General features: G+C 63.6%; 19 protein-coding genes. 11 read left to right on the top strand and 8 right to left on the bottom strand.

Annotated features, from left to right (window positions below; translation table 11 throughout):
• Window positions 1–29 precede the first annotated feature (29 nt).
• Window positions 30–1,070, bottom strand: coding sequence for a patatin-like phospholipase family protein (locus tag E8E78_RS08655; protein ID WP_016500556.1), 1,041 nt, complete (start codon window positions 1,068–1,070; stop codon window positions 30–32).
• Between the two features lie 178 nt (window positions 1,071–1,248).
• Between E8E78_RS08655 and E8E78_RS08650 the strand changes: the two genes are divergently transcribed.
• From E8E78_RS08650 to E8E78_RS08640, 3 genes are all read left to right on the top strand, one after another.
• On the top strand, window positions 1,249–1,527 hold the full coding sequence (locus tag E8E78_RS08650; RefSeq protein WP_003250254.1) for a lipoprotein: 279 nt from the start codon (window positions 1,249–1,251) through the stop codon (window positions 1,525–1,527).
• 14 nt (window positions 1,528–1,541) lie between these two features.
• Window positions 1,542–2,309, top strand: coding sequence for a CHAD domain-containing protein (locus tag E8E78_RS08645; RefSeq protein WP_016500555.1), 768 nt, complete (start codon window positions 1,542–1,544; stop codon window positions 2,307–2,309).
• 88 nt (window positions 2,310–2,397) lie between these two features.
• Complete coding sequence (locus E8E78_RS08640; protein WP_049276837.1) at window positions 2,398–3,195, top strand: thioesterase family protein; 798 nt, start codon at window positions 2,398–2,400, stop codon at window positions 3,193–3,195.
• 136 nt (window positions 3,196–3,331) lie between these two features.
• Here the strand turns inward: E8E78_RS08640 and E8E78_RS08635 are convergent, their stop codons facing one another.
• From E8E78_RS08635 to E8E78_RS08625, 3 genes are all read right to left on the bottom strand, one after another.
• A complete protein-coding gene (locus E8E78_RS08635) occupies window positions 3,332–3,700 on the bottom strand; it encodes an Mpo1-like protein (RefSeq protein ID WP_049276836.1) in 369 nt (122 codons plus the stop codon).
• A 75-nt stretch (window positions 3,701–3,775) separates the two neighbouring features.
• Complete coding sequence (locus tag E8E78_RS08630; protein WP_049276140.1) at window positions 3,776–5,254, bottom strand: methyl-accepting chemotaxis protein; 1,479 nt, start codon at window positions 5,252–5,254, stop codon at window positions 3,776–3,778.
• A 109-nt stretch (window positions 5,255–5,363) separates the two neighbouring features.
• On the bottom strand, window positions 5,364–6,161 hold the full coding sequence (locus tag E8E78_RS08625; protein WP_059395689.1) for a TatD family hydrolase: 798 nt from the start codon (window positions 6,159–6,161) through the stop codon (window positions 5,364–5,366).
• 156 nt (window positions 6,162–6,317) lie between these two features.
• Between E8E78_RS08625 and E8E78_RS08620 the strand changes: the two genes are divergently transcribed.
• The 4 genes from E8E78_RS08620 to greB all read left to right on the top strand — a co-directional run bounded on the left by E8E78_RS08620 (window position 6,318) and on the right by greB (window position 9,316).
• Window positions 6,318–7,724: a transglycosylase SLT domain-containing protein gene (locus E8E78_RS08620; RefSeq protein ID WP_059395688.1), complete on the top strand. Its 1,407-nt coding sequence runs from the start codon at window positions 6,318–6,320 to the stop codon at window positions 7,722–7,724.
• Between the two features lie 113 nt (window positions 7,725–7,837).
• Window positions 7,838–8,275, top strand: a complete 438-nt coding sequence (locus tag E8E78_RS08615; RefSeq protein ID WP_016500549.1) for a DoxX family protein — start codon at window positions 7,838–7,840, stop codon at window positions 8,273–8,275.
• A gap of 247 nt (window positions 8,276–8,522) precedes the next feature.
• Window positions 8,523–8,831, top strand: a complete 309-nt coding sequence (locus E8E78_RS08610) for a hypothetical protein (RefSeq protein ID WP_016500548.1) — start codon at window positions 8,523–8,525, stop codon at window positions 8,829–8,831.
• Between the two features lie 11 nt (window positions 8,832–8,842).
• Window positions 8,843–9,316: a transcription elongation factor GreB gene (greB, locus tag E8E78_RS08605; protein WP_049276137.1), complete on the top strand. Its 474-nt coding sequence runs from the start codon at window positions 8,843–8,845 to the stop codon at window positions 9,314–9,316.
• 64 nt (window positions 9,317–9,380) lie between these two features.
• Here the strand turns inward: greB and E8E78_RS08600 are convergent, their stop codons facing one another.
• Together E8E78_RS08600 and E8E78_RS08595 are read right to left on the bottom strand one after the other, a co-directional pair.
• Window positions 9,381–11,888 (bottom strand): FtsX-like permease family protein, encoded by a 2,508-nt coding sequence (locus E8E78_RS08600; protein WP_114942340.1) that lies wholly within the window; start codon window positions 11,886–11,888, stop codon window positions 9,381–9,383.
• Window positions 11,888–12,571 (bottom strand): ABC transporter ATP-binding protein, encoded by a 684-nt coding sequence (locus E8E78_RS08595; protein WP_049276135.1) that lies wholly within the window; start codon window positions 12,569–12,571, stop codon window positions 11,888–11,890. The genes E8E78_RS08600 and E8E78_RS08595 overlap by 1 nt, the downstream gene beginning before the upstream one ends.
• 10 nt (window positions 12,572–12,581) lie before the next feature.
• On the opposite strand from E8E78_RS08595, the gene E8E78_RS08590 reads away from it, so the two are divergent.
• The 3 genes from E8E78_RS08590 to E8E78_RS08580 all read left to right on the top strand — a co-directional run bounded on the left by E8E78_RS08590 (window position 12,582) and on the right by E8E78_RS08580 (window position 14,627).
• Window positions 12,582–13,187: an arylesterase gene (locus E8E78_RS08590; RefSeq protein WP_016500544.1), complete on the top strand. Its 606-nt coding sequence runs from the start codon at window positions 12,582–12,584 to the stop codon at window positions 13,185–13,187.
• Between the two features lie 58 nt (window positions 13,188–13,245).
• Window positions 13,246–13,536, top strand: a complete 291-nt coding sequence (locus E8E78_RS08585; protein WP_016485900.1) for a hypothetical protein — start codon at window positions 13,246–13,248, stop codon at window positions 13,534–13,536.
• A gap of 113 nt (window positions 13,537–13,649) precedes the next feature.
• Window positions 13,650–14,627: a L,D-transpeptidase family protein gene (locus E8E78_RS08580; protein WP_016500543.1), complete on the top strand. Its 978-nt coding sequence runs from the start codon at window positions 13,650–13,652 to the stop codon at window positions 14,625–14,627.
• A gap of 132 nt (window positions 14,628–14,759) precedes the next feature.
• Here the strand turns inward: E8E78_RS08580 and oprI are convergent, their stop codons facing one another.
• Entirely contained in the window at window positions 14,760–15,011 is a 252-nt protein-coding gene (gene oprI / locus E8E78_RS08575; protein WP_003259780.1) for an outer membrane lipoprotei OprI, read from the bottom strand.
• Between the two features lie 508 nt (window positions 15,012–15,519).
• Between oprI and E8E78_RS08570 the strand changes: the two genes are divergently transcribed.
• Window positions 15,520–15,801 (top strand): GNAT family N-acetyltransferase, encoded by a 282-nt coding sequence (locus tag E8E78_RS08570; protein WP_016500542.1) that lies wholly within the window; start codon window positions 15,520–15,522, stop codon window positions 15,799–15,801.
• A 136-nt stretch (window positions 15,802–15,937) separates the two neighbouring features.
• Here E8E78_RS08570 and E8E78_RS08565 read toward each other — a convergent pair whose 3' ends face one another.
• Window positions 15,938–17,014, bottom strand: a complete 1,077-nt coding sequence (locus tag E8E78_RS08565; RefSeq protein ID WP_016500541.1) for a 3-deoxy-7-phosphoheptulonate synthase — start codon at window positions 17,012–17,014, stop codon at window positions 15,938–15,940.
• Window positions 17,015–17,018 lie beyond the last annotated feature (4 nt).

Raw genomic sequence — 17,018 nt, 5'->3', positions numbered from 1 at the left:
TGCCGGCCTCTTCGCGGTTGCTACGACGCTTAGCGTTTCACCCCTTCATAGTTATCCAGCGTATCCCGCGCGATCTCCCGTCCCAACGCAATCAGCTCTGGCGCTTTGTAGAACTCGAAGAACCGGCAGACCCGCTTGGGCACGTTGATCAGCACATCCGGTGGATACCCGGCGATCTTGTATTGCGCCAGTGAGGTCTGCATGACCTCGAAGCTCTGGTTGATCAAGTCCAGCAGCGAAGCAGGCCCCACGTTGTCGATGATGAACGAGCCGGTCGCCGACTTTGGCGCGCCCTGGCGTTCCGGTGCCGCCGCCGGTTGCTGGCCTTCCGGGTCGGCGGCATCTGCCAGCCACGGGTTGGGCGGCGCCAGGCCTTCGGCGACTATTTCCTGTTCGATGCGCATCAACTCTTCCGCCGGCTTGCGCCGGAAGGGCAAGCGAGAGCCCAATGAGCTCAGCAAGGAGTCAAAGCGCATCTTGAACGCCGCAGGGCGCTCGATCACCGGCAACTGGTACTGCTTCTGGTTGGTGGCGTTGAGGTTGACGGCGATGATCAGGTCGCAGTGACTGGACACCACAGGCACAATCGGCAGCGGGTTGAGGATGCCCCCGTCCACCAGCATACGGTTGCCCTGCATCACAGGGGTAAACAGGCTGGGGATGGCCGCCGAGGCGCGCATGGCCTGGTGCAGGCAGCCTTCCTGAAACCAGATTTCCTGCTGGTTGGTAAGGTCGGTCGCAACCGCTGTATAGGGGATGCGCAATTGCTCGATGTTGATCTCGCCGACGATCTTGCGGATTTGCCCGAACACCTTGTCGCCGCGAATGGCGCCGAGACGAAAGCTGACGTCGACCAGGCGCAGTACATCCAGATAGTCGAGGCTCTCGATCCAGTTGCGATAGTCGCTCAGCTTGCCGGCAGCATAGATGCCGCCAACCACTGCACCCATGGAGCAGCCGGCAATGCAGGCAATGTCGTAGCCGCGCCGCTCGATTTCCTCGATCACACCGATGTGTGCATACCCCCGGGCTCCGCCCGAGCCCAGTACCAGTGCCACGCGTTTGCTCATGAATATTCCCCGTCCAGTGCAACCATGGTCCTACAATGCACCCATCACAGGCTGTGCTTCAATGTAGATCGCGCTGAGCTACTGTAATAAAACTGGCCGGGCACAGCCGGCCGGGCAGGGCACTTTTCAGCTGCCGGGGCGTCGAACAGCCACTGTTTTTTCCATTGAGGTATTACCGATGAAAGCCTGGATCTGCCTTCCACTGATTGCCTTGGCCCTTGCTGGCTGCGCGGGCAAGACGGCCTACCGTGACAGCTGCGCGACCCAGCTGGATGCCGCCTGGAAGGAACTGGACCTGGCCAAGGCCGAAGGCTTTGCCGGTGCAGTGAGTTACTCCAAGGCCTTGTCGCTGCTGACCGGGGCCAAGACCCAGCAGCAGTTCGAAGGTTACGAGAGCTGTACGCGCAAAGCCGAAAAGGCGCGCTTCTACATTCGTGAGTCGCGCGCCGGGCGCTGATCAAGGAGCGTCGTATGTCTGCCATGCTAGACCATGTAGTAGCCCAGATACTGGCCTTGCAGGTGCGCCTGATGGCCTGCCGCGAACGCCTGGCTGCCGATACCGACCGCGAAGCCTTGCACGACTTGCGCATCAGCCTGCGGCGCTTGCGCAGCCTGCTGCGGCCGCTGCGCGGGCTGCCTGGCGTGGAGCAGCTGGAGGGTGCCGCCAGCGCGTTGGGTACCCTGACCACGCCGCTGCGTGACCGGGAGGTGCTGGCGGCGGAGCTGATCGCGCGCGGCTATACCGCCGCCGGCCAGCGGCGCCTGGAAGGGCGTGGCAGGACCTTTGCCAGTGTCGCTGCCAGCCCGCAGCTGGCCCGGGTGCTGGCGATTGTCGACGCGTTTCCGTTGTTCCTGCGGGCGGCAGGCCGCGAGGGGCTGGTCAAGTCACTGGACAAACGCATTGACAAGCGCCTGGTCAAGCAATGGCGCAAGTTGCACGAAGCCTTGCAAGACCCCGCTCACGACCGCCACCGCCTGCGCTTGCTGATCAAGCGTGCGCGCTATGGCGACGAGGCCTACCCACAACTCGACCACGCCGGGAAGAAACTGCAGCGCCTGCTGAAAAAGGCACAGGGCGACCTGGGCAACTGGCATGACCGCCTGCAGTGGTTGCTGCAGGCACGCGAGCATGCTGACCTGGCCCCCTGCAAAGTCGCGTGGGAGCAAGAGCTGCACGAGGCCGAGCGCAAGTCGGATGTGACGCTGGATGCCCTGCTGCAGGCGCTGGCGCGTCGCTAGCCCGACAATTGACCGATATGCGGGCTGATCGCCCGGGGTTTGCTGGCTACGATGGGCAGACCTTTTCGCTGCGGGCAGGAGCCAGCCAATGAACTTCAACCAACTGCTAGAGGCCGTGCGGGGCAACCCGGATGCCGTCAGCATCCCGCCCAGCTGGGCCCAGGGCCGCGCCGCCTTTGGCGGGCTGATGGCGGCCATGGTCTACGAGGCCATGCGCCTGAAACTCTCCGACAGCCGCCCTGTGCGCTCGCTGGCCATCAGCTTTGTTGCGCCTGCGGCAGCAGATGTGCCAATTCGTTTCGAGGTGGAGGTGCTGCGTGAAGGCAAGGCGGTCAGCACCTTGCTCGGCCGCGCCGTTCAGGATGGCCAGGTGGTGACCCTGGTGCAGGGCAATTTCGGTGCAGGCCGGCCTTCGGTGGTCAAGGTGCCAGCGTTGCCGGCGATGGAAATGCCCGCACTCGACGACGCAGCGCCCGAGCTGCCCTATATCAAGGGCGTTACGCCTGAATTCATGCGCCATGTAGCCTTGCGTTGGGCAGTGGGTGGGTTGCCGTTCAGTGGTAATCAATCGCGCAAGATGGGCGGCTGGGTGCGCTTGCGGGATGTAGCTGAAGAGCAGGTCAATGAGTCGCACTTGCTGGCGCTGGTCGATGCCTGGCCGCCGAGCCTGATGCCGTTTCTCAAGCAGCCCGCAGCGGGCAGCACCCTGACCTGGACCATCGAGTTCATCCAGCCCACGGCGAAGCTGTCGACCCTGGACTGGTGCCGGTACTGCGTGGAGACCGAGCATGCGCGAGAGGGTTATGGGCATGCTGCTGCGGCGTTGTGGACGGCAGAGGGCGAGTTGCTGGCCCTGAGCCGACAGACCGTCACCGTGTTTGCCTGATCAATCTTGGGAGCGCTACGCGCTCCTTTCGCGACACAAGGCCGCTCCCACAAGGATCTCGCAATTTTCAGATTGCGCGTGATTCCTGTGGGAGCGGCCTTGCGTCGCGATTGGGCTGCAAAGCAGCCCCATGGCATCAATGGCGGTGTTTGTGCCGCTCCCGCCAGGCCTTCCACCAGGCCCCGCTCAGCACAAAGCGCGGAAAGGTGATGAACTGCTCCGTCAGCAAACGCTGCACGGCATCCTGGCGATTGGCGAACGGCTCAGGTTGTTCGGCCTCCAGGCGATGACCATGGCGCTGTAAGCCAAGGCCGGCAATCAGGGCAATCACGCCAACGGCAATCTGGCCCAGGTCCAGGCCGAACAGCCCCGACAGAACCAGCAGCGCGCCGAGAATGAACAGCGGCACGGCAATCAGGTGCAGCACCAGATTGGCCGGGTGGCGGTGGTTATTGTGGTAGCCGCGCCATTGCCAGGCGGGCAGGTTGGGCAGGCGTTTGCTCATGGGCATTTCCTCTCGGTCATGCTCAAAGCTTAGTGCGGCCCCCGGGCGGGGGCCAATCGAGGCTGGCTATGGTGACTATAGCTTGAGCTGGCCAATGGCCCTGTTCAGTTCGCCGGCCAGGGTCGCCAGTTCGCTACTGGTGGTTGCCGAGCCCACTGTCTGTTGCACGGTCTGTTCGGTGACATCGCGGATGCTGACCACGGCGCGGTTCATTTCCTCGGCCACCTGGCTTTGCTGCTCGGCCGCCACGGCAATCTGGGTATTGCTTTCGCGCATCTGCGCCACAGCACCGGTAATCTCCGCCAGCGCCTCGCCGGCCTCCTGGGCCTGGCGGACGCAATCGTCGGCCTTGTACGAGCTTTCCTGCATGAATTCCACTGCATCGCGGGTGCCCGATTGCAGGGCAGAGACCATGGTGGTGATTTCGTCGGTAGAGGTTTGCACACGCTTGGCCAGGTTGCGCACCTCATCGGCCACCACGGCAAAGCCTCGGCCCAGATCTCCGGCGCGCGCCGCTTCGATGGCGGCGTTGAGCGCCAGCAGGTTGGTCTGCTCGGCGATGCTGTGGATTACACCGACCACGCTGTTGATCTTCTGGCTGTCTTCGGCCAGTTGGCGAATCATTTCGGCGGTTTGCTGCACACCGCTGGACAGCCCGGAAATCGAATCCTGCACCCGGCTGACCACCTCTTTGCCGCTGCCGGCCAAGGTGTCGGCGGTTTGTGACAGGTCACGGGTGGCACCGGCATGCTGGGCAATGTGGTGCACCGTCGCCGACATTTGGTTGATGGCGGTGGCGGCCTGGTCAGTCTCGCTCTGCTGGCCGAGCATGCCGGTGCGTACGTTGTTCATGCTGGCAGCGAGGCGTGCGGCGCCCGAGTCCAACTGTGCAGCGGTGTGGGCGACGGTGCTGACCACGCGGTGGTAGGTGGCCTGCATGGCATTGAAGGCCCCGGCCATCTGGCCGACCTCGTCGCCGCAGGCCAGCGGTACACGGGCCGCCAGGTCGCCGGTCCTTTCCACGTGCAGCATCACATCCTTCAGGGTATTGAGCTGGCTGAGCAGGAAGCGGATCAGCAATTGCGAAGCGCCGAGCATGGCCAGCATCAGGATCAGCACGCATACCGCGTAGTTGCTGAAGCGCTCGAAGAATACCTGGCGCAGGCTTGGCGACTGGGCGAGCACGGCCACCTGTTGGTCGCCGTGGCGCACTACCTGCGCCCCGCGCAGCGGGTTTTCGCCGAGGATCCAGGCGCTTGGTAGCTCCACCCAGCCCTGGGCGTTGCGCAGGCTATCGAGCGCTTCACCGGCGAAAGCCGGCGTTTGCCCGGCCGACCAGCTGATGACGTTGTCCGGGCGCGGCAATGCTTGCCCGGCAGGCCAGGCAGCCAGCAGCTGGGCTTGCGCTGCCGCCTGCGCCTGCGCCGCTTCGGCGCGGGCGCGTTGCTCCAGGTGCACGGCATAGAGCACCAGCAGCAGGGTAGTGACAAAGGCCACCGCGTTGACGGCCCAGAATTTGTACTTCAGGGAAACATTGCTAAGCCAGGCACCCATGGGCAGGTCTTCTCTGAGTTGAGCGGAAACAATTTTGGCAAGGTGCCATCATTGTGCCTGCACCCGCTCAGCAAGATGTTGACCCATATCAACAGCCAGCGCGCAGGGCTCAAGGGAGCTGGAAGAACGCCCGCGCCGTCGCGGTGGTATGCGCCGCCGTGTGCTCGGCCGATTCGCCCCGATGCAGCGCCACTTCGCGCAGCACTTCCGGCAGAAACGCCGGCTCGTTGCGCCCGTTCTTCGGCTTGGGTCGCAGGCTGCGTGGCAGCAGGTACGGGGCATCGCTCTCCAGCATCAGCCGCCCTGCGGCAATGTTGCCCACCAGCGGGTGCAGGTGGGTGCCGCGGCGCTCGTCGCAGATCCAGCCGGTGATGCCGATGTGCAGGTCCATGTCCAGGTAGGCGAACAGTGCCTCGCGCTCGCCGGTAAAGCAGTGCACCACAGCGCCGGTAAGGTGGTCGCGGTAATGCTTGAGTATCGCCAGCAAGCGCTCGCTTGCGTCCCGCTCGTGCAGGAACACTGGCAGGCGCAGCTCTGCGGCCAGCGCCAACTGGGCCTCCAGGGCTTGTTCCTGGAGTGGGCGAGGGGAGAAGTCACGGTTGAAATCCAGGCCGCATTCGCCCACGGCGCGCACGCGTGGTTCATTCAACAGCTGGCGCAGCTGGCGCTCGCTGCCGGCATCCCAGGACTTGGCGTCGTGGGGGTGCACGCCCGCAGTGGCAAACAGGTGCTGACCGCTTGCGTCCAGCTGCTGGCACAGCTCCAGCGCCTGTTCACTGACTGCCAGGCTGGTGCCTGTCAGCACCATTTGTGTCACCCCGGCCTCAACGGCGCGCTCGACGATTGCCGCCTGTTGGTCGTGGAAACTGCTGTTGGTCAGGTTGACGCCGATATCGATCAGTTGCATGGTGCTATCTCGTGCCGCGGGGCGGCCAGCATAGCAAAATCCGCGTTTTTTCTGAAAAACCAAGAACTTCATGCTGTTGCGGTGGTCTTTTATCGTCATTTCTCACTTGGCGGTGCAGTCCATGGATGCCGCCCAACCACCACGGACACGTTTTGCATGCTGCGATGCTGGCTTGTTTTCCTGCTGACGCTCGGGCTGACCCTGACCGGCCCGGCACAGGCGCGGGCGCCAGGGCCGCAGCAGAACATACCGCCCGCCAAGGTGCGTGACCTGCAGCAGATTCGTACCAGCAAAGTGCTGCGGGTGCTGGTCAACCAGAGCCGCAACAGCTCTGGCGAGGTCAAGGGCGAGCCGGTTGGCATCGAGTATTACCGCCTGCGGGCGCTGGAGCATTATCTCAATGCGCGTGCCGCCGATGACCAGCGGATCCAGCTAAAGCTCATACCGCGAGCCAAGGAGCAGTTGCTTGGCGCTCTGGCCCGCGGCGAGGGCGACCTGGCTGCGCCGGGCGAGCTGCTTGACCCCAGCGCGGTGCGCGGCGTGAGCAGCAGTGCGCCGATACTCGACCAGGTGCCGTTGATGCTGGTCGGGCGCAAGGGCGAGCGAAGCTTCAGCAAGGTCGAGCAGTTGTCCGGGCGTACCGTGGCCTTGACCAGCGCCAGTGCTGCCGGGCCGCTGATCCAGCAGGCTAACCAGCAACTGGCACTGCGCAAGCGTCCGCCGATCAAGGTGGAGTGGGTCGACTCGACGCTGGCGGTGGAGGATGTACTGGAGATGGTGCAGGCTGGCATCTACCACCTGACCGTGGTCGAGCAGCCCATTGCCCGGCGCTGGGCGCGGGTCATGCCGCGCCTGCGCCTGGACACCCGGGTGCGACTGGGGGCGCCGCAAGCCATGCGCTGGTATGTGGGGCGTGATGCGCCGCAATTGTTGGCCACGGTCGATCACTTCCTGCAAGGTTACCGCGCACCAGACAACCAGGATGCAGCCTTCGAGCGTATCTACCGGCGCCAGTACCGGGTGCACAACCCGTTGGCCAGCAAGGACCGCCAGCGCCTGGCCTCGGTGCGGGCGGTGCTGCAGAAGCATGGCCAGGCGCAGCAGATCGACTGGCTCAACCTGGCCGCCTTGGCCTTCAAGGAGTCGACGCTCAACCCGGCTGCACGCGGCACGGGAGGCGCCCATGGTCTGATGCAGATTACCCCTTCGGCCGCCCAGCGCGTGGGAGTGAGCAACACCGCCACGGTGGATGGCAATGTGCAGGCCAGCGCCCGCTACCTGGCGCTGATCCGGCGCAAGTTCTTCGCCAGCGCCAAGATCAACGAGCGTGAGCGCATGGCCTTTACGCTGGCGGCCTACAACCTCGGCCCCGAACGCGTCCAGGCGATGCGCTCCGAAGCCCGGCGGCGCGGCCTCAACGGGGACCAGTGGTTTTTCCAGACCGAACGCATCGCCATGGAGCAGGTGGGCATGGGGCCGGTCAACTTCGTCAACAGTGTCAACAAGTACTTTTTGGCGTTCAACCGCGAACGGGCTGCGCTGGAGCGTGTGGCAAAGCGCTGATAAATCGATTATATCGATTGTTATGTTGGTTTTTTTGCGATTTTCATATCTATCGAATTGATTATGATGTCGCCCATCCCAACACAACTTCTCCGCTTCAAGGACGCTTCGACATGAACAACACTACCCTCAACGCCCTGTTCTCCACCCGCGCCGGCGCCGGTCTCAGCGTTATCCGCATCCTGGTCGGCATCATCTTCATGGCGCACGGCGCGCAAAAACTGTTCGGCCTGTTCGGCGGTTACGGCCTGGAAGGTACCGGCCAGTGGATGGAAAGCATCGGCCTGGCCCCGGGTTACCTGATGGCCCTGTTGTCCGGTAGCGCCGAATTCTTCGGCGGCCTGGCACTGGTGGTGGGCTTGCTGGCTCGCCCGGCGGCCCTGGCGCTGAGCGTAACGCTGGTGGTGGCGATCCTCTCCGTGCACATCGGTAACGGCCTGTTCATGTCGAACAACGGCTACGAGTTCGCCCTGGCGCTGCTGGCCGGCACGGTTGCCGTCATGATCGAAGGCGCTGGCCGCTTTTCGCTGGACCGCCTGATCGCCCGGTAATCAGCTGCAAGCAGTGAGCTGCAAGCCGCAAGCAAGAGCGGGCCAGTACTCGGCCTGCTTTTGCTTGTGGCTTCTAGCTTGCAACTTGTAGCTCATCGCTCTAGCATACCGCCTGCGCCGATTTAAACAGCTACTTGCGGGGCGCAGGAAAGCCCCCCTCCGGGCCATCCGAAATACCGCTAAAGCGCTGGTTCGGTGACGCCTCCCACCGCTGCCCAGCGGGATTCGCGAGGCGGAGAGAAGCTCCATGAGTTGTCCACGTACCAGTGTCTGTTTGAGCCCTTTGCCTGCCAGCCAGGCGGCCCGCACACCGCGCATTCTGCTCGGCGGCCAGCATCAGCCCACCCTTTTGCGTCACCTCGAAGGCCTGTCCCGTCGCAAGGGCCAGGCGCGCGCCTTCCTGATCCAGTTCGTCGATATCGGCTGCCACCTGGCGCAATACGGCAATGACCGCTTCGACCTGGCCGTTATCCAGGCCCCGGCGCCGGACGAGGCCGCCGAAGTCATTGGCCACCTCACCCGCATTGCGCGCCAAGGCCTGATTACCCGCCGCTGAGGAGTGCGCTGTTGAGTACCAACATCATCACCACGGAAGGCCATGAGGCGCTGAAGAAAGAGCTGGACCACCTGTGGCGTGTCTATCGCCCGGAGATCACCCAGAAGGTTGCCTGGGCGGCGTCACTGGGCGACCGCAGCGAAAATGCCGACTACCAGTACAACAAGAAGCTGCTGCGCGAAATCGACCGCCGGGTGCGTTACCTGCGCAAGCGGCTTGAAGATGTGAAGGTGGTGGCCTACTCGCCGGAACAGGAAGGCAAGGTGTTTTTTGGTGCCTGGGTCGAGATCGAGAATGACGATGGCGAGACCATGAAGTTTCGCATTGTCGGCTATGACGAGATCTACGGGCGCAACGATTACATCTCGATCGACTCGCCCATGGCGCGGGCCTTGCTCAAGAAGGAGGAGGGCGATGAGGTGGTGGTGCACACACCTACCGGTGAAGCGACCTGGTATGTGAAGAGCATCAGTTACGGCCAATGAATTGATGTTGTCTGCACCGGCCCCTTCGCGGGCGTGCCCGCGAAGGGGCCGGTGCGGGTAATCCTCAACTGTCGCGCAACACCGCCAACGGGCTGGCATTCAGCGCCCGCCGCGTCCCCAGCACCCCTGCACCGCCCACCAGCAGCGCCCCCGCCAGCGGCAACGCCAGCAGCCACGGGTGCGGGCTCCACTGCAAGTCGAAGGCATAGCGGTACAGCACCAGGGTAATCAGCTCACAGCCCACTGCGGCCAACAACCCGCTGGCCGCCCCCAGCAAGCCGAACTCGATACGCCGTGCCTTGACCAGTAATGGCCGCGCCGCCCCCAGCGCACGCAGCAAGGCACCCTGGCGGATGCGTTCGTCCAGCGTTGACTGCAGGCCGGCAAACAACACCGCCAGCCCGGCGGCCAGTACGAAGAGCAGCACATACTCCACCGCCAGGGTCACCTGCGCGAGGATGCTGCGCAGCTGGTCGAGCAAGGCATCCACCTGCAGGATGGTCACCGCCGGGAATGCCCGTGACAGCGCCACCACGTCCAGGTCGTGGCCCGGCGCCAGGTAGAAGCTGGTCAGGTAGGTGGTCGGCAGCCCCTGCAGTGTGCCGGGCTGGAAGATCATGTAGAAGTTTGGCTGGAAGCTGTCCCAGTGCACGCTGCGCAGGCTGCTGACCCGGGCCTGACGTTGCTGGCCGCCGATTTCGAAGGTCAGCAGGTCGCCCATTTTCAGTTTCAGGCTGCTGGCCAGCTCCGCCTCCACCGATACACCGGGGATTTCGTCGCTGGCGGGCAAGGCTTGCCACCAGTTGCCTGCGGTCAGTGCATTGCCTTCGGGCAGCTCGGCGGCCCAGGTCAGGCTGAGGTCGCGCTGCACGGCGCGCTCACCTGCCGAGTCCTTGCTGACGATTTGCTGTACCGGTTGCTCGTTGATTTGCACCAGGCGCCCCGGCGTTACCGGGTACAAAGGCGCTGAAGTGGCGTTGACCTGATGCAGGCGTTGAGCGAACGGCTCTCGATCATCCGGCAGGATGTTCAGGGCGAAATGGTTGGGCGCATCCTTGGGTAACTGAGCTTGCCAGGTGTCGAGCAGTTCTGCGCGTAGCAGGGCGACCAACGCCATGGCTAGCAGGATCAGGCCGAAGGCCAAGGCCTGGCCAGCGGCGGCCGTGGGGTGGCGCAGCAACTGGCCCAGCCCCAGGCGCCAGGCCAGTGGCGCCCCGGCCAGCAGCTGGCGGAGGCTGCGCAAGCCGAGCAATAGCAAGCCGCCGAGCAGTAATGCGGCGACCAGGCCGCCCCCGAGCAGGGCGAAGGTGAGCAACAGGTCGAGGCTCAGGCGCCACATGATCAGGCCAAGCGCAAACAGAGCGGCGCCGTACACCAACCAACTGCTGGGCGGTATCGGCAACAGATCACGGCGCAGTACCCGCAGTGGCGGGACCTGGCCCAGGGCGGCAATGGGTGGCAGGGCGAAGCCGGCCAGTGCAACCAACCCGGTGCCGATGCCGGCCAGGGCCGGGATGATGCCGCCTGCCGGCACCACGCTTGGCAGCAGCCCGTGCAGCAGGCGGAACAGGCCCAGTTGTGCCAGCCAGCCGAGCAGGGCGCCGGCAAGGGCGGCAACCAGGCCGAGCATGGCCAGTTGCAGGCAATACAGGCCCAGTGCCTGGCGGCGCGAGAGACCCAGGCAGCGCAGTAGCGCGCTGGCATCCAGACGACGTGCGGCATAACGGCTGGCCGACAAGGCCACGGCGACCCCGGCCAGCAGTACCGCCACCAGGCTGGCCATGTTCAGGTAGCGCTCGGCCTTGCCCAGGGCGCCGCCGATCTGCTGGTTGCCATCGCGGGTGTCGCGCAGGCGCTGGTTGGCGGCCAGACCTTTTTCCACGCCTTGGCGGTATTGGGCCAGCGCCCCGGCATCGCCGCGCCACAGGTCGCGGTAGGTGACCCGGCTGCCCGGCTGAATTACACCGGTGGCCTCCAGGTCGGCCAGGTTCATCATCACCCGCGGGGTAAGGCTGTAGAAGTTGTTGGCGCGGTCCGGTTCGTAGGTCAGCACACGGCTCATGCGCAGGGTTTTCATGCCTACTTCGATGCTGTCGCCAATCGCCAGCCCCAGCGCCGCCAACAGGCGGGGCTCGACCCACGCCTCGCCAGGTGCCGGGCCGCCGCCAGGTGTTTCCTCGGCATAGGGCGCCGGCGCGCTGCGTACTTGCCCGCGCAATGGGTAGGCACTGTCGGCGGCCTTGACGCTGGACAGCTGGATGCCGTTGTCGCCGCCCACCACACTGGTGAACTCGACCACCTGCGCGTGACGCAAGCCAAGTGCGGTGCCGGTATCGATCTGCTGCTCGCGGGCGGGGGCGCTGCCCTGCAGCACCAGGTCGGCACCCAGGAATTCGCTGGCGCGCAGCTGCATGGCGCCGTTCAGGCGGGCGCCGAAATAGCCGATGGCGGTGCTGGCGGCCACTGCTACCAGCAGGGCAAAGAACAGCACGCGCACTTCGCTGGCGCGAATGTCACGCAGCAACTGGCGCAGGGCAAGGCCGCACAGGCGGGACAACGGCATGTGCTTCATCAAGCCTCCACCGGCGCCACCAGGCGCCCCGCGTCCAGGCGGATCTGGCGGCGACAGCGCCGGGCCAGGCGTTCGTCATGGGTAACCAGCACCAGGGTGGTACCGCGCTCCCTGTTCAAGTCAAACAGCAAGTCGCTGATGCGCTCACCCGTGTGGCTGTCGAGGTTGCCGGTGGGCTCGTCGGCAAACAGCACCGCAGGTTGTGCGGCGAAGGCGCGGGCGATGGCTACCCGCTGCTGTTCGCCGCCCGACAGTTGGCGTGGGGTGTGGCTCAGGCGCTTGCCGAGGCCGACCCGCTCCAGCAGGGAGCGCGCCTGCTCGCGGGCATCGCGGCGGCCGTCCAGCTCCAGTGGCAGCATGACGTTTTCCAGCGCATTGAGGCTGTCGAGCAACTGGAATGACTGGAACACGAAACCCACATGTTCGGCGCGTACCCGGGCGCGCTGGTCTTCATCCAGTGGCCCCAGGTCGTTGCCGGCGAGGATGACCTTGCCGGCACTGGGCAGGTCGAGGCCGGCGAGTAGACCGAGCAGGGTCGACTTGCCTGAGCCCGAGGCGCCGACGATGGCCAGGCTGTCGCCTTTGGCCAGTTCGAGGGAGAGTGCGTGGAGGATCGTCAGGTCACCTTCCGCGCTGGGGACCACTTTGCTAAGGTTCTGCGCAACGAGTATGTTGGGGCCCATGGAGAATCCGATGCGAGTGTGGTGGTTGAGTGCCGGTCTGGCCCTGTATTGCCTGGCCCAGAGCGCGGCGGCGGGAACACTGCTGGTTGTCGGCGATAGTATCAGCGCCGGTTTTGGCCTGGATACCCGCCAGGGCTGGGTCACTCTGTTGCAGACCCGCCTCAAGGACGAAGGTTTCGACGACAAAGTGGTCAATGCCTCGATCAGCGGCGACACCAGCGCAGGTGGCCAGGCGCGGCTGCCGGCGCTGCTTGCAGCGCATAAACCGAGCCTGGTGGTGCTGGAGCTGGGCGGCAACGATGGCCTGCGTGGGCAACCGCCCGCGCAATTGCAACAAAATCTTGCCTCGATGATTGAGGGGGCACGCCAGGCCGGTGCCAAGGTGGTGCTGCTGGGCATGCGCCTGCCGCCCAATTACGGGGTGCGCTACACCACCGCTTTTGCCAAGGTATATGAACAGCTGGCTGCGGACAAACAGGTGCCGTTGGTGCCGTTTTTCCTCGAAGGGGTAGGGGGCGTGCCTGAGTTGATGCAGGCCGATGGCATCCATCCGGCCCAAGGTGCCCAGCAGCGCCTGCTGGAAAATGCCTGGCCGGCGATAAAACCCTTGCTGTGACGCTTTAAACGGGGCGGGCTTTCGGCTAATGTTGCGCCCCCCGTTTCGAGTGCCCCCGATGCCGCGTCCTGCCTGGTCCCTGTATGCCTACCAACTGATCGAGCCCGATGAGCAGCTCGACCTGTTCGCCTGCCAGGAAATCCGCGTCCACCTGGTGGCCCGCCAGCTTGAGCTGGGCGTGCCGGTCGACCGTACCTTGTGCGGCGGCCTGCTGCCGGCGCAGCCGCGCTGGTCGGGGGTGCCGCGCGCGATCTACCGCGATAGCCGGCTGTGTGACCTCTGCCGAGCCATCCTCGATGCCCAGCGGCGCGGCATGCGCCCGGTCTGGCCAGAGCTGCAGGCGAGCTGAACGGCAAGCACCTTTCATCATCTGAAACGCTTGCATCGCGCCAATGCCTCCCGCTTGCATCGGCGCGGGTGTACAATCGATCCTCTTGACCCACCTTTCGAAGGATTTACCGGATGTTGCCGCGCTTTCCTGCCGTCACCCGTAGCCTGTCCCTGGCCGCCCTGCTGGTAGCGGGCCCCGCTGCTGCGCTGGAGCTGCCACTGCCACCGCCCGGTGAAGACATCGTCGGTCAGGTGCATGTGATCAAGGCAAAGTACGAGGACACATTCGCCGACATCGGCACCGCCAACGACCTCGGCTACCTGGAAATGATTGCCGCCAACCCAGGCGTCGACCCTTGGCTGCCGGGCGCTGGCACCGAGATCATCCTGCCGACCCGCTACGTGCTGCCGCCTGGCCCGCGCGAAGGCATCGTCATCAACCTGGCCGAGTATCGCCTGTACTACTTCCCGAAAGGGCAGAACGTGGTACATACCTTCCCGCTAGGGATTGGTCGTGAGGGTTGGGGGTCGCCGATCGCCAATACCAAGATCACCGCCAAGACGCCGAACCCGACCTGGACGCCACCTGCTTCCATCCGCAAAGAACACGCGGCGGACGGTGACATCCTGCCGACCGTAGTGCCGGCTGGCCCGGACAACCCGCTGGGGCCGTTCAAGTTCACCCTGGGCGTGCCGGGCTACCTGATCCACGGTTCGAACAAGAAGTTCGGCATTGGCATGCGTACCAGCCACGGCTGCTTCCGCATGCTCAACAACAACGTGCTGGAACTGTCGAAGATGGTGCCGGTGGGTACGCCGGTGCGCATCATCAACGAGCCTTACAAGTTCGGTATCAGTGGCGGCAAGGTCTATCTGGAAGCGCACACGCCGCTCGACGACCAGGGTAACCCGTCGGTAGTCGATAAACACACCGCCGTTATCAACGCCTTGCTCAAGCGTGAAGACCTGGCCAATAACCTGCGTATGAACTGGGACATGGTGCGTGACGTGGTGGCCGCAGAAGATGGCATGCCGGTAGAAATTGCCGTGCCGGTCGAGAACCAGGGTAGCGCCCCTATGGTGTCGAGCATTCCGCCAGAACTGCAGTAAGGTAATTGCGACACATCACGGCCCGGCTTAGTGCGGGCCTTTTCGTTACTGCCTGGCGCATTTACCTTGCTGGCAGGCAATAAAAAAGCCGACCCACAAGTGGGTCGGCTTCTTAACAATCCGCGAGGATTATTACTTGCGGCTGGCTTTGTCCAGCATACGCAGAGCGCGCTCGTTGGCTTCGTCAGCGGTCTGCTGAGCCTTCTGAGCGGCTGCCAGTGCGTCGTCAGCCTTACGGTAGGCTTCGTCAGCACGAGCTTGAGCGCGAGCTGCTGCGTCTTCAGTCGCAGTCAGACGAGCTTCGGTTTCTTTGGATACGCTGCTGCAACCGGTAGCCAGAACTGCGGCCAGAGCCAGAGCAGAGAATTTCAGAACGTTGTTCATCGTGTTCCCCTTCAAGGACTTTCTATTAAATAGCCATCTCTCAGGAAAGAGAAACTGGCCGGCGTACATAGTACCCATTACTTGTAGTAAGTAAACTGACTGAGCGCAAGAACTGCAAAAAAAATGTGGCTTGGCGCCACGCCGACAAGATTTGCGACGTGCGTGTGAAAAAAACGTGCAGGGTTCGCAAGCGATTGTAGTACCGGAACTTTTTTGTTGAACTAACGGTGACTTTAACTGTCCTTCGACGTCTTAAGCCCTACAACATCCGGCGGCTGTTGAAGGTAGCAGGGAAGAGTCGCTTTCTCAGCATTTTCGCCATTTTTCGCCGCTGCCACCTTGAGCAATCCCATTTGCGGCGCCTACTATCTTGTGAGTGCCAGAGGATCCGAACGATTACAATCGTCCAGAGGTCGAAGGGGCAACAGGTGGCGTAGAGGATTTAGCGCCGGATAAACCACCATTGGTTAAGGTATGGGTCTGCCGAGAAGACCTGCGAGGAGTAGTGATGAGCGAAGCGCTGACCATCCACCATGACCAGGCCGGTCATCAGTTCGAGACCACCGTGGACGGTCATCGTGCCTATCTGACGTACATGGATCTGGGCAAGCAGACGCTGGACATCTATCGCACCTTCGTGCCCAACGCCTTGCGGGGCCGCGGGATTGCTGCCGCTTTGACCGAGCGGGCGCTGGAGTATGCTGAACAGATGGGCTATACGGTGATTCCGTCCTGCTCATATGTGGAACGTTACATGGAGCGCCAGCAGCGGCATTCGAGCAAGGCCTGACGCTTTACATAAAAAACGGGGCCGCTTCGCGCCCCATTCGCGGCACTAGGCCGCTCCTACAGGGATATGCGATCTCCTGTAGGAGCGGCCTAGTGCCGCGAATGGGGCGCGAAGCGGCCCCGCTTTTTTATATCAATCAGCCGCGCTTGCGCTGCGGCAGCACATCCTTGAGCTTGGCATGCATGCTGCGCAAGGTTTTCTCGGTCGCGGCCCAGTCGATGCACGAGTCGGTGACCGAGACGCCGTACTGCAATTCGTTCAGGTCTTTCGGAATCGACTGGCAGCCCCAGTTCAGGTGGCTTTCCACCATCAGGCCAATGATCGACTGGTTGCCTTCGAGGATCTGGTTGGCAACGTTCTCCATGACCAGCGGTTGCAGGGCCGGGTCCTTGTTGGAGTTGGCGTGGCTGCAATCGACCATGATATTGGCCTTGATCTTGGCTTTGGCCAGGTCCTGCTCGCACAGGGCGACGCTGACCGAGTCGTAGTTCGGCTTGCCGTTGCCGCCGCGCAGTACCACGTGGCCGTACGGGTTGCCCTTGGTGGTGACGATGGACACGCCACCTTCCTGGTTGATACCGAGGAAGCGGTGTGGCTTGGACACCGACTGCAGGGCGTTGATGGCAACGGTCAGGCCGCCGTCGGTGCCGTTCTTGAAGCCGACCGCCGAAGACAGGCCCGAGGCCATTTCGCGGTGGGTCTGCGATTCGGTGGTGCGAGCGCCGATGGCCGACCAGCTGATCAGGTCCTGCAGGTATTGCGGGGAAATCGGGTCAAGCGCTTCGGTAGCGGTAGGCAGGCCCATTTCGGCCAGGTCCAGCAGCAGCTGCCGGCCAATGTGCAGGCCATCCTGGATCTTGAACGAGTCATCCAGGTACGGGTCGTTGATCAGGCCTTTCCAGCCGACGGTGGTGCGTGGCTTTTCGAAGTACACACGCATGACCAGGTACAGCGTATCGGACACTTCTGCGGCCAGCACCTTCAGGCGCTCGGCGTATTCGTGGGCGGCCTTGATGTCGTGGATGGAGCAAGGGCCGACCACGACGAACAGGCGATGGTCCTTGCCGTCGAGAATATTGCGCACCACTTCACGGCCGGCAGTCACGGTCTGCAGGGCCTTGGCGCTGAGGGGGATTTCCTTCTTGAGCTGATCGGGGGTGATCAGGGTCTCGTTGGAGGCAACGTTCAAGTCATCGATCGGTAAATCAGCCATCGTG

Origin of the sequence: Pseudomonas sp. BN505 (genome assembly GCF_029873175.1) — a bacterium.
Lineage (GTDB): Bacteria > Pseudomonadota > Gammaproteobacteria > Pseudomonadales > Pseudomonadaceae > Aquipseudomonas > Aquipseudomonas putida.
Note: the sequence above shows the minus strand (reverse complement) of the source record. Positions and strands in the feature narration are given on the sequence as shown.

What these genes read in the sequence shown, in the direction of transcription:
- E8E78_RS08615 (WP_016500549.1), top strand. Translation starts at nt 7,838, where the DNA reads ATGAACAACACTACCCTCAACGCCCTGTTCTCCACCCGCGCCGGCGCC.
- E8E78_RS08580 (WP_016500543.1), top strand. Translation starts at nt 13,650, where the DNA reads ATGTTGCCGCGCTTTCCTGCCGTCACCCGTAGCCTGTCCCTGGCCGCC.
- E8E78_RS08625 (WP_059395689.1), bottom strand. Translation starts at nt 6,161, where the DNA reads ATGCAACTGATCGATATCGGCGTCAACCTGACCAACAGCAGTTTCCAC.
- E8E78_RS08645 (WP_016500555.1), top strand. Translation starts at nt 1,542, where the DNA reads ATGTCTGCCATGCTAGACCATGTAGTAGCCCAGATACTGGCCTTGCAG.
- E8E78_RS08600 (WP_114942340.1), bottom strand. Translation starts at nt 11,888, where the DNA reads ATGAAGCACATGCCGTTGTCCCGCCTGTGCGGCCTTGCCCTGCGCCAG.
- E8E78_RS08590 (WP_016500544.1), top strand. Translation starts at nt 12,582, where the DNA reads ATGCGAGTGTGGTGGTTGAGTGCCGGTCTGGCCCTGTATTGCCTGGCC.
- E8E78_RS08640 (WP_049276837.1), top strand. Translation starts at nt 2,398, where the DNA reads ATGAACTTCAACCAACTGCTAGAGGCCGTGCGGGGCAACCCGGATGCC.
- E8E78_RS08610 (WP_016500548.1), top strand. Translation starts at nt 8,523, where the DNA reads ATGAGTTGTCCACGTACCAGTGTCTGTTTGAGCCCTTTGCCTGCCAGC.
- E8E78_RS08565 (WP_016500541.1), bottom strand. Translation starts at nt 17,014, where the DNA reads ATGGCTGATTTACCGATCGATGACTTGAACGTTGCCTCCAACGAGACC.
- E8E78_RS08630 (WP_049276140.1), bottom strand. Translation starts at nt 5,254, where the DNA reads ATGGGTGCCTGGCTTAGCAATGTTTCCCTGAAGTACAAATTCTGGGCC.
- oprI (WP_003259780.1), bottom strand. Translation starts at nt 15,011, where the DNA reads ATGAACAACGTTCTGAAATTCTCTGCTCTGGCTCTGGCCGCAGTTCTG.
- E8E78_RS08595 (WP_049276135.1), bottom strand. Translation starts at nt 12,571, where the DNA reads ATGGGCCCCAACATACTCGTTGCGCAGAACCTTAGCAAAGTGGTCCCC.
- E8E78_RS08620 (WP_059395688.1), top strand. Translation starts at nt 6,318, where the DNA reads ATGCTGCGATGCTGGCTTGTTTTCCTGCTGACGCTCGGGCTGACCCTG.
- E8E78_RS08635 (WP_049276836.1), bottom strand. Translation starts at nt 3,700, where the DNA reads ATGAGCAAACGCCTGCCCAACCTGCCCGCCTGGCAATGGCGCGGCTAC.
- E8E78_RS08585 (WP_016485900.1), top strand. Translation starts at nt 13,246, where the DNA reads ATGCCGCGTCCTGCCTGGTCCCTGTATGCCTACCAACTGATCGAGCCC.
- E8E78_RS08650 (WP_003250254.1), top strand. Translation starts at nt 1,249, where the DNA reads ATGAAAGCCTGGATCTGCCTTCCACTGATTGCCTTGGCCCTTGCTGGC.
- E8E78_RS08570 (WP_016500542.1), top strand. Translation starts at nt 15,520, where the DNA reads ATGAGCGAAGCGCTGACCATCCACCATGACCAGGCCGGTCATCAGTTC.
- E8E78_RS08655 (WP_016500556.1), bottom strand. Translation starts at nt 1,070, where the DNA reads ATGAGCAAACGCGTGGCACTGGTACTGGGCTCGGGCGGAGCCCGGGGG.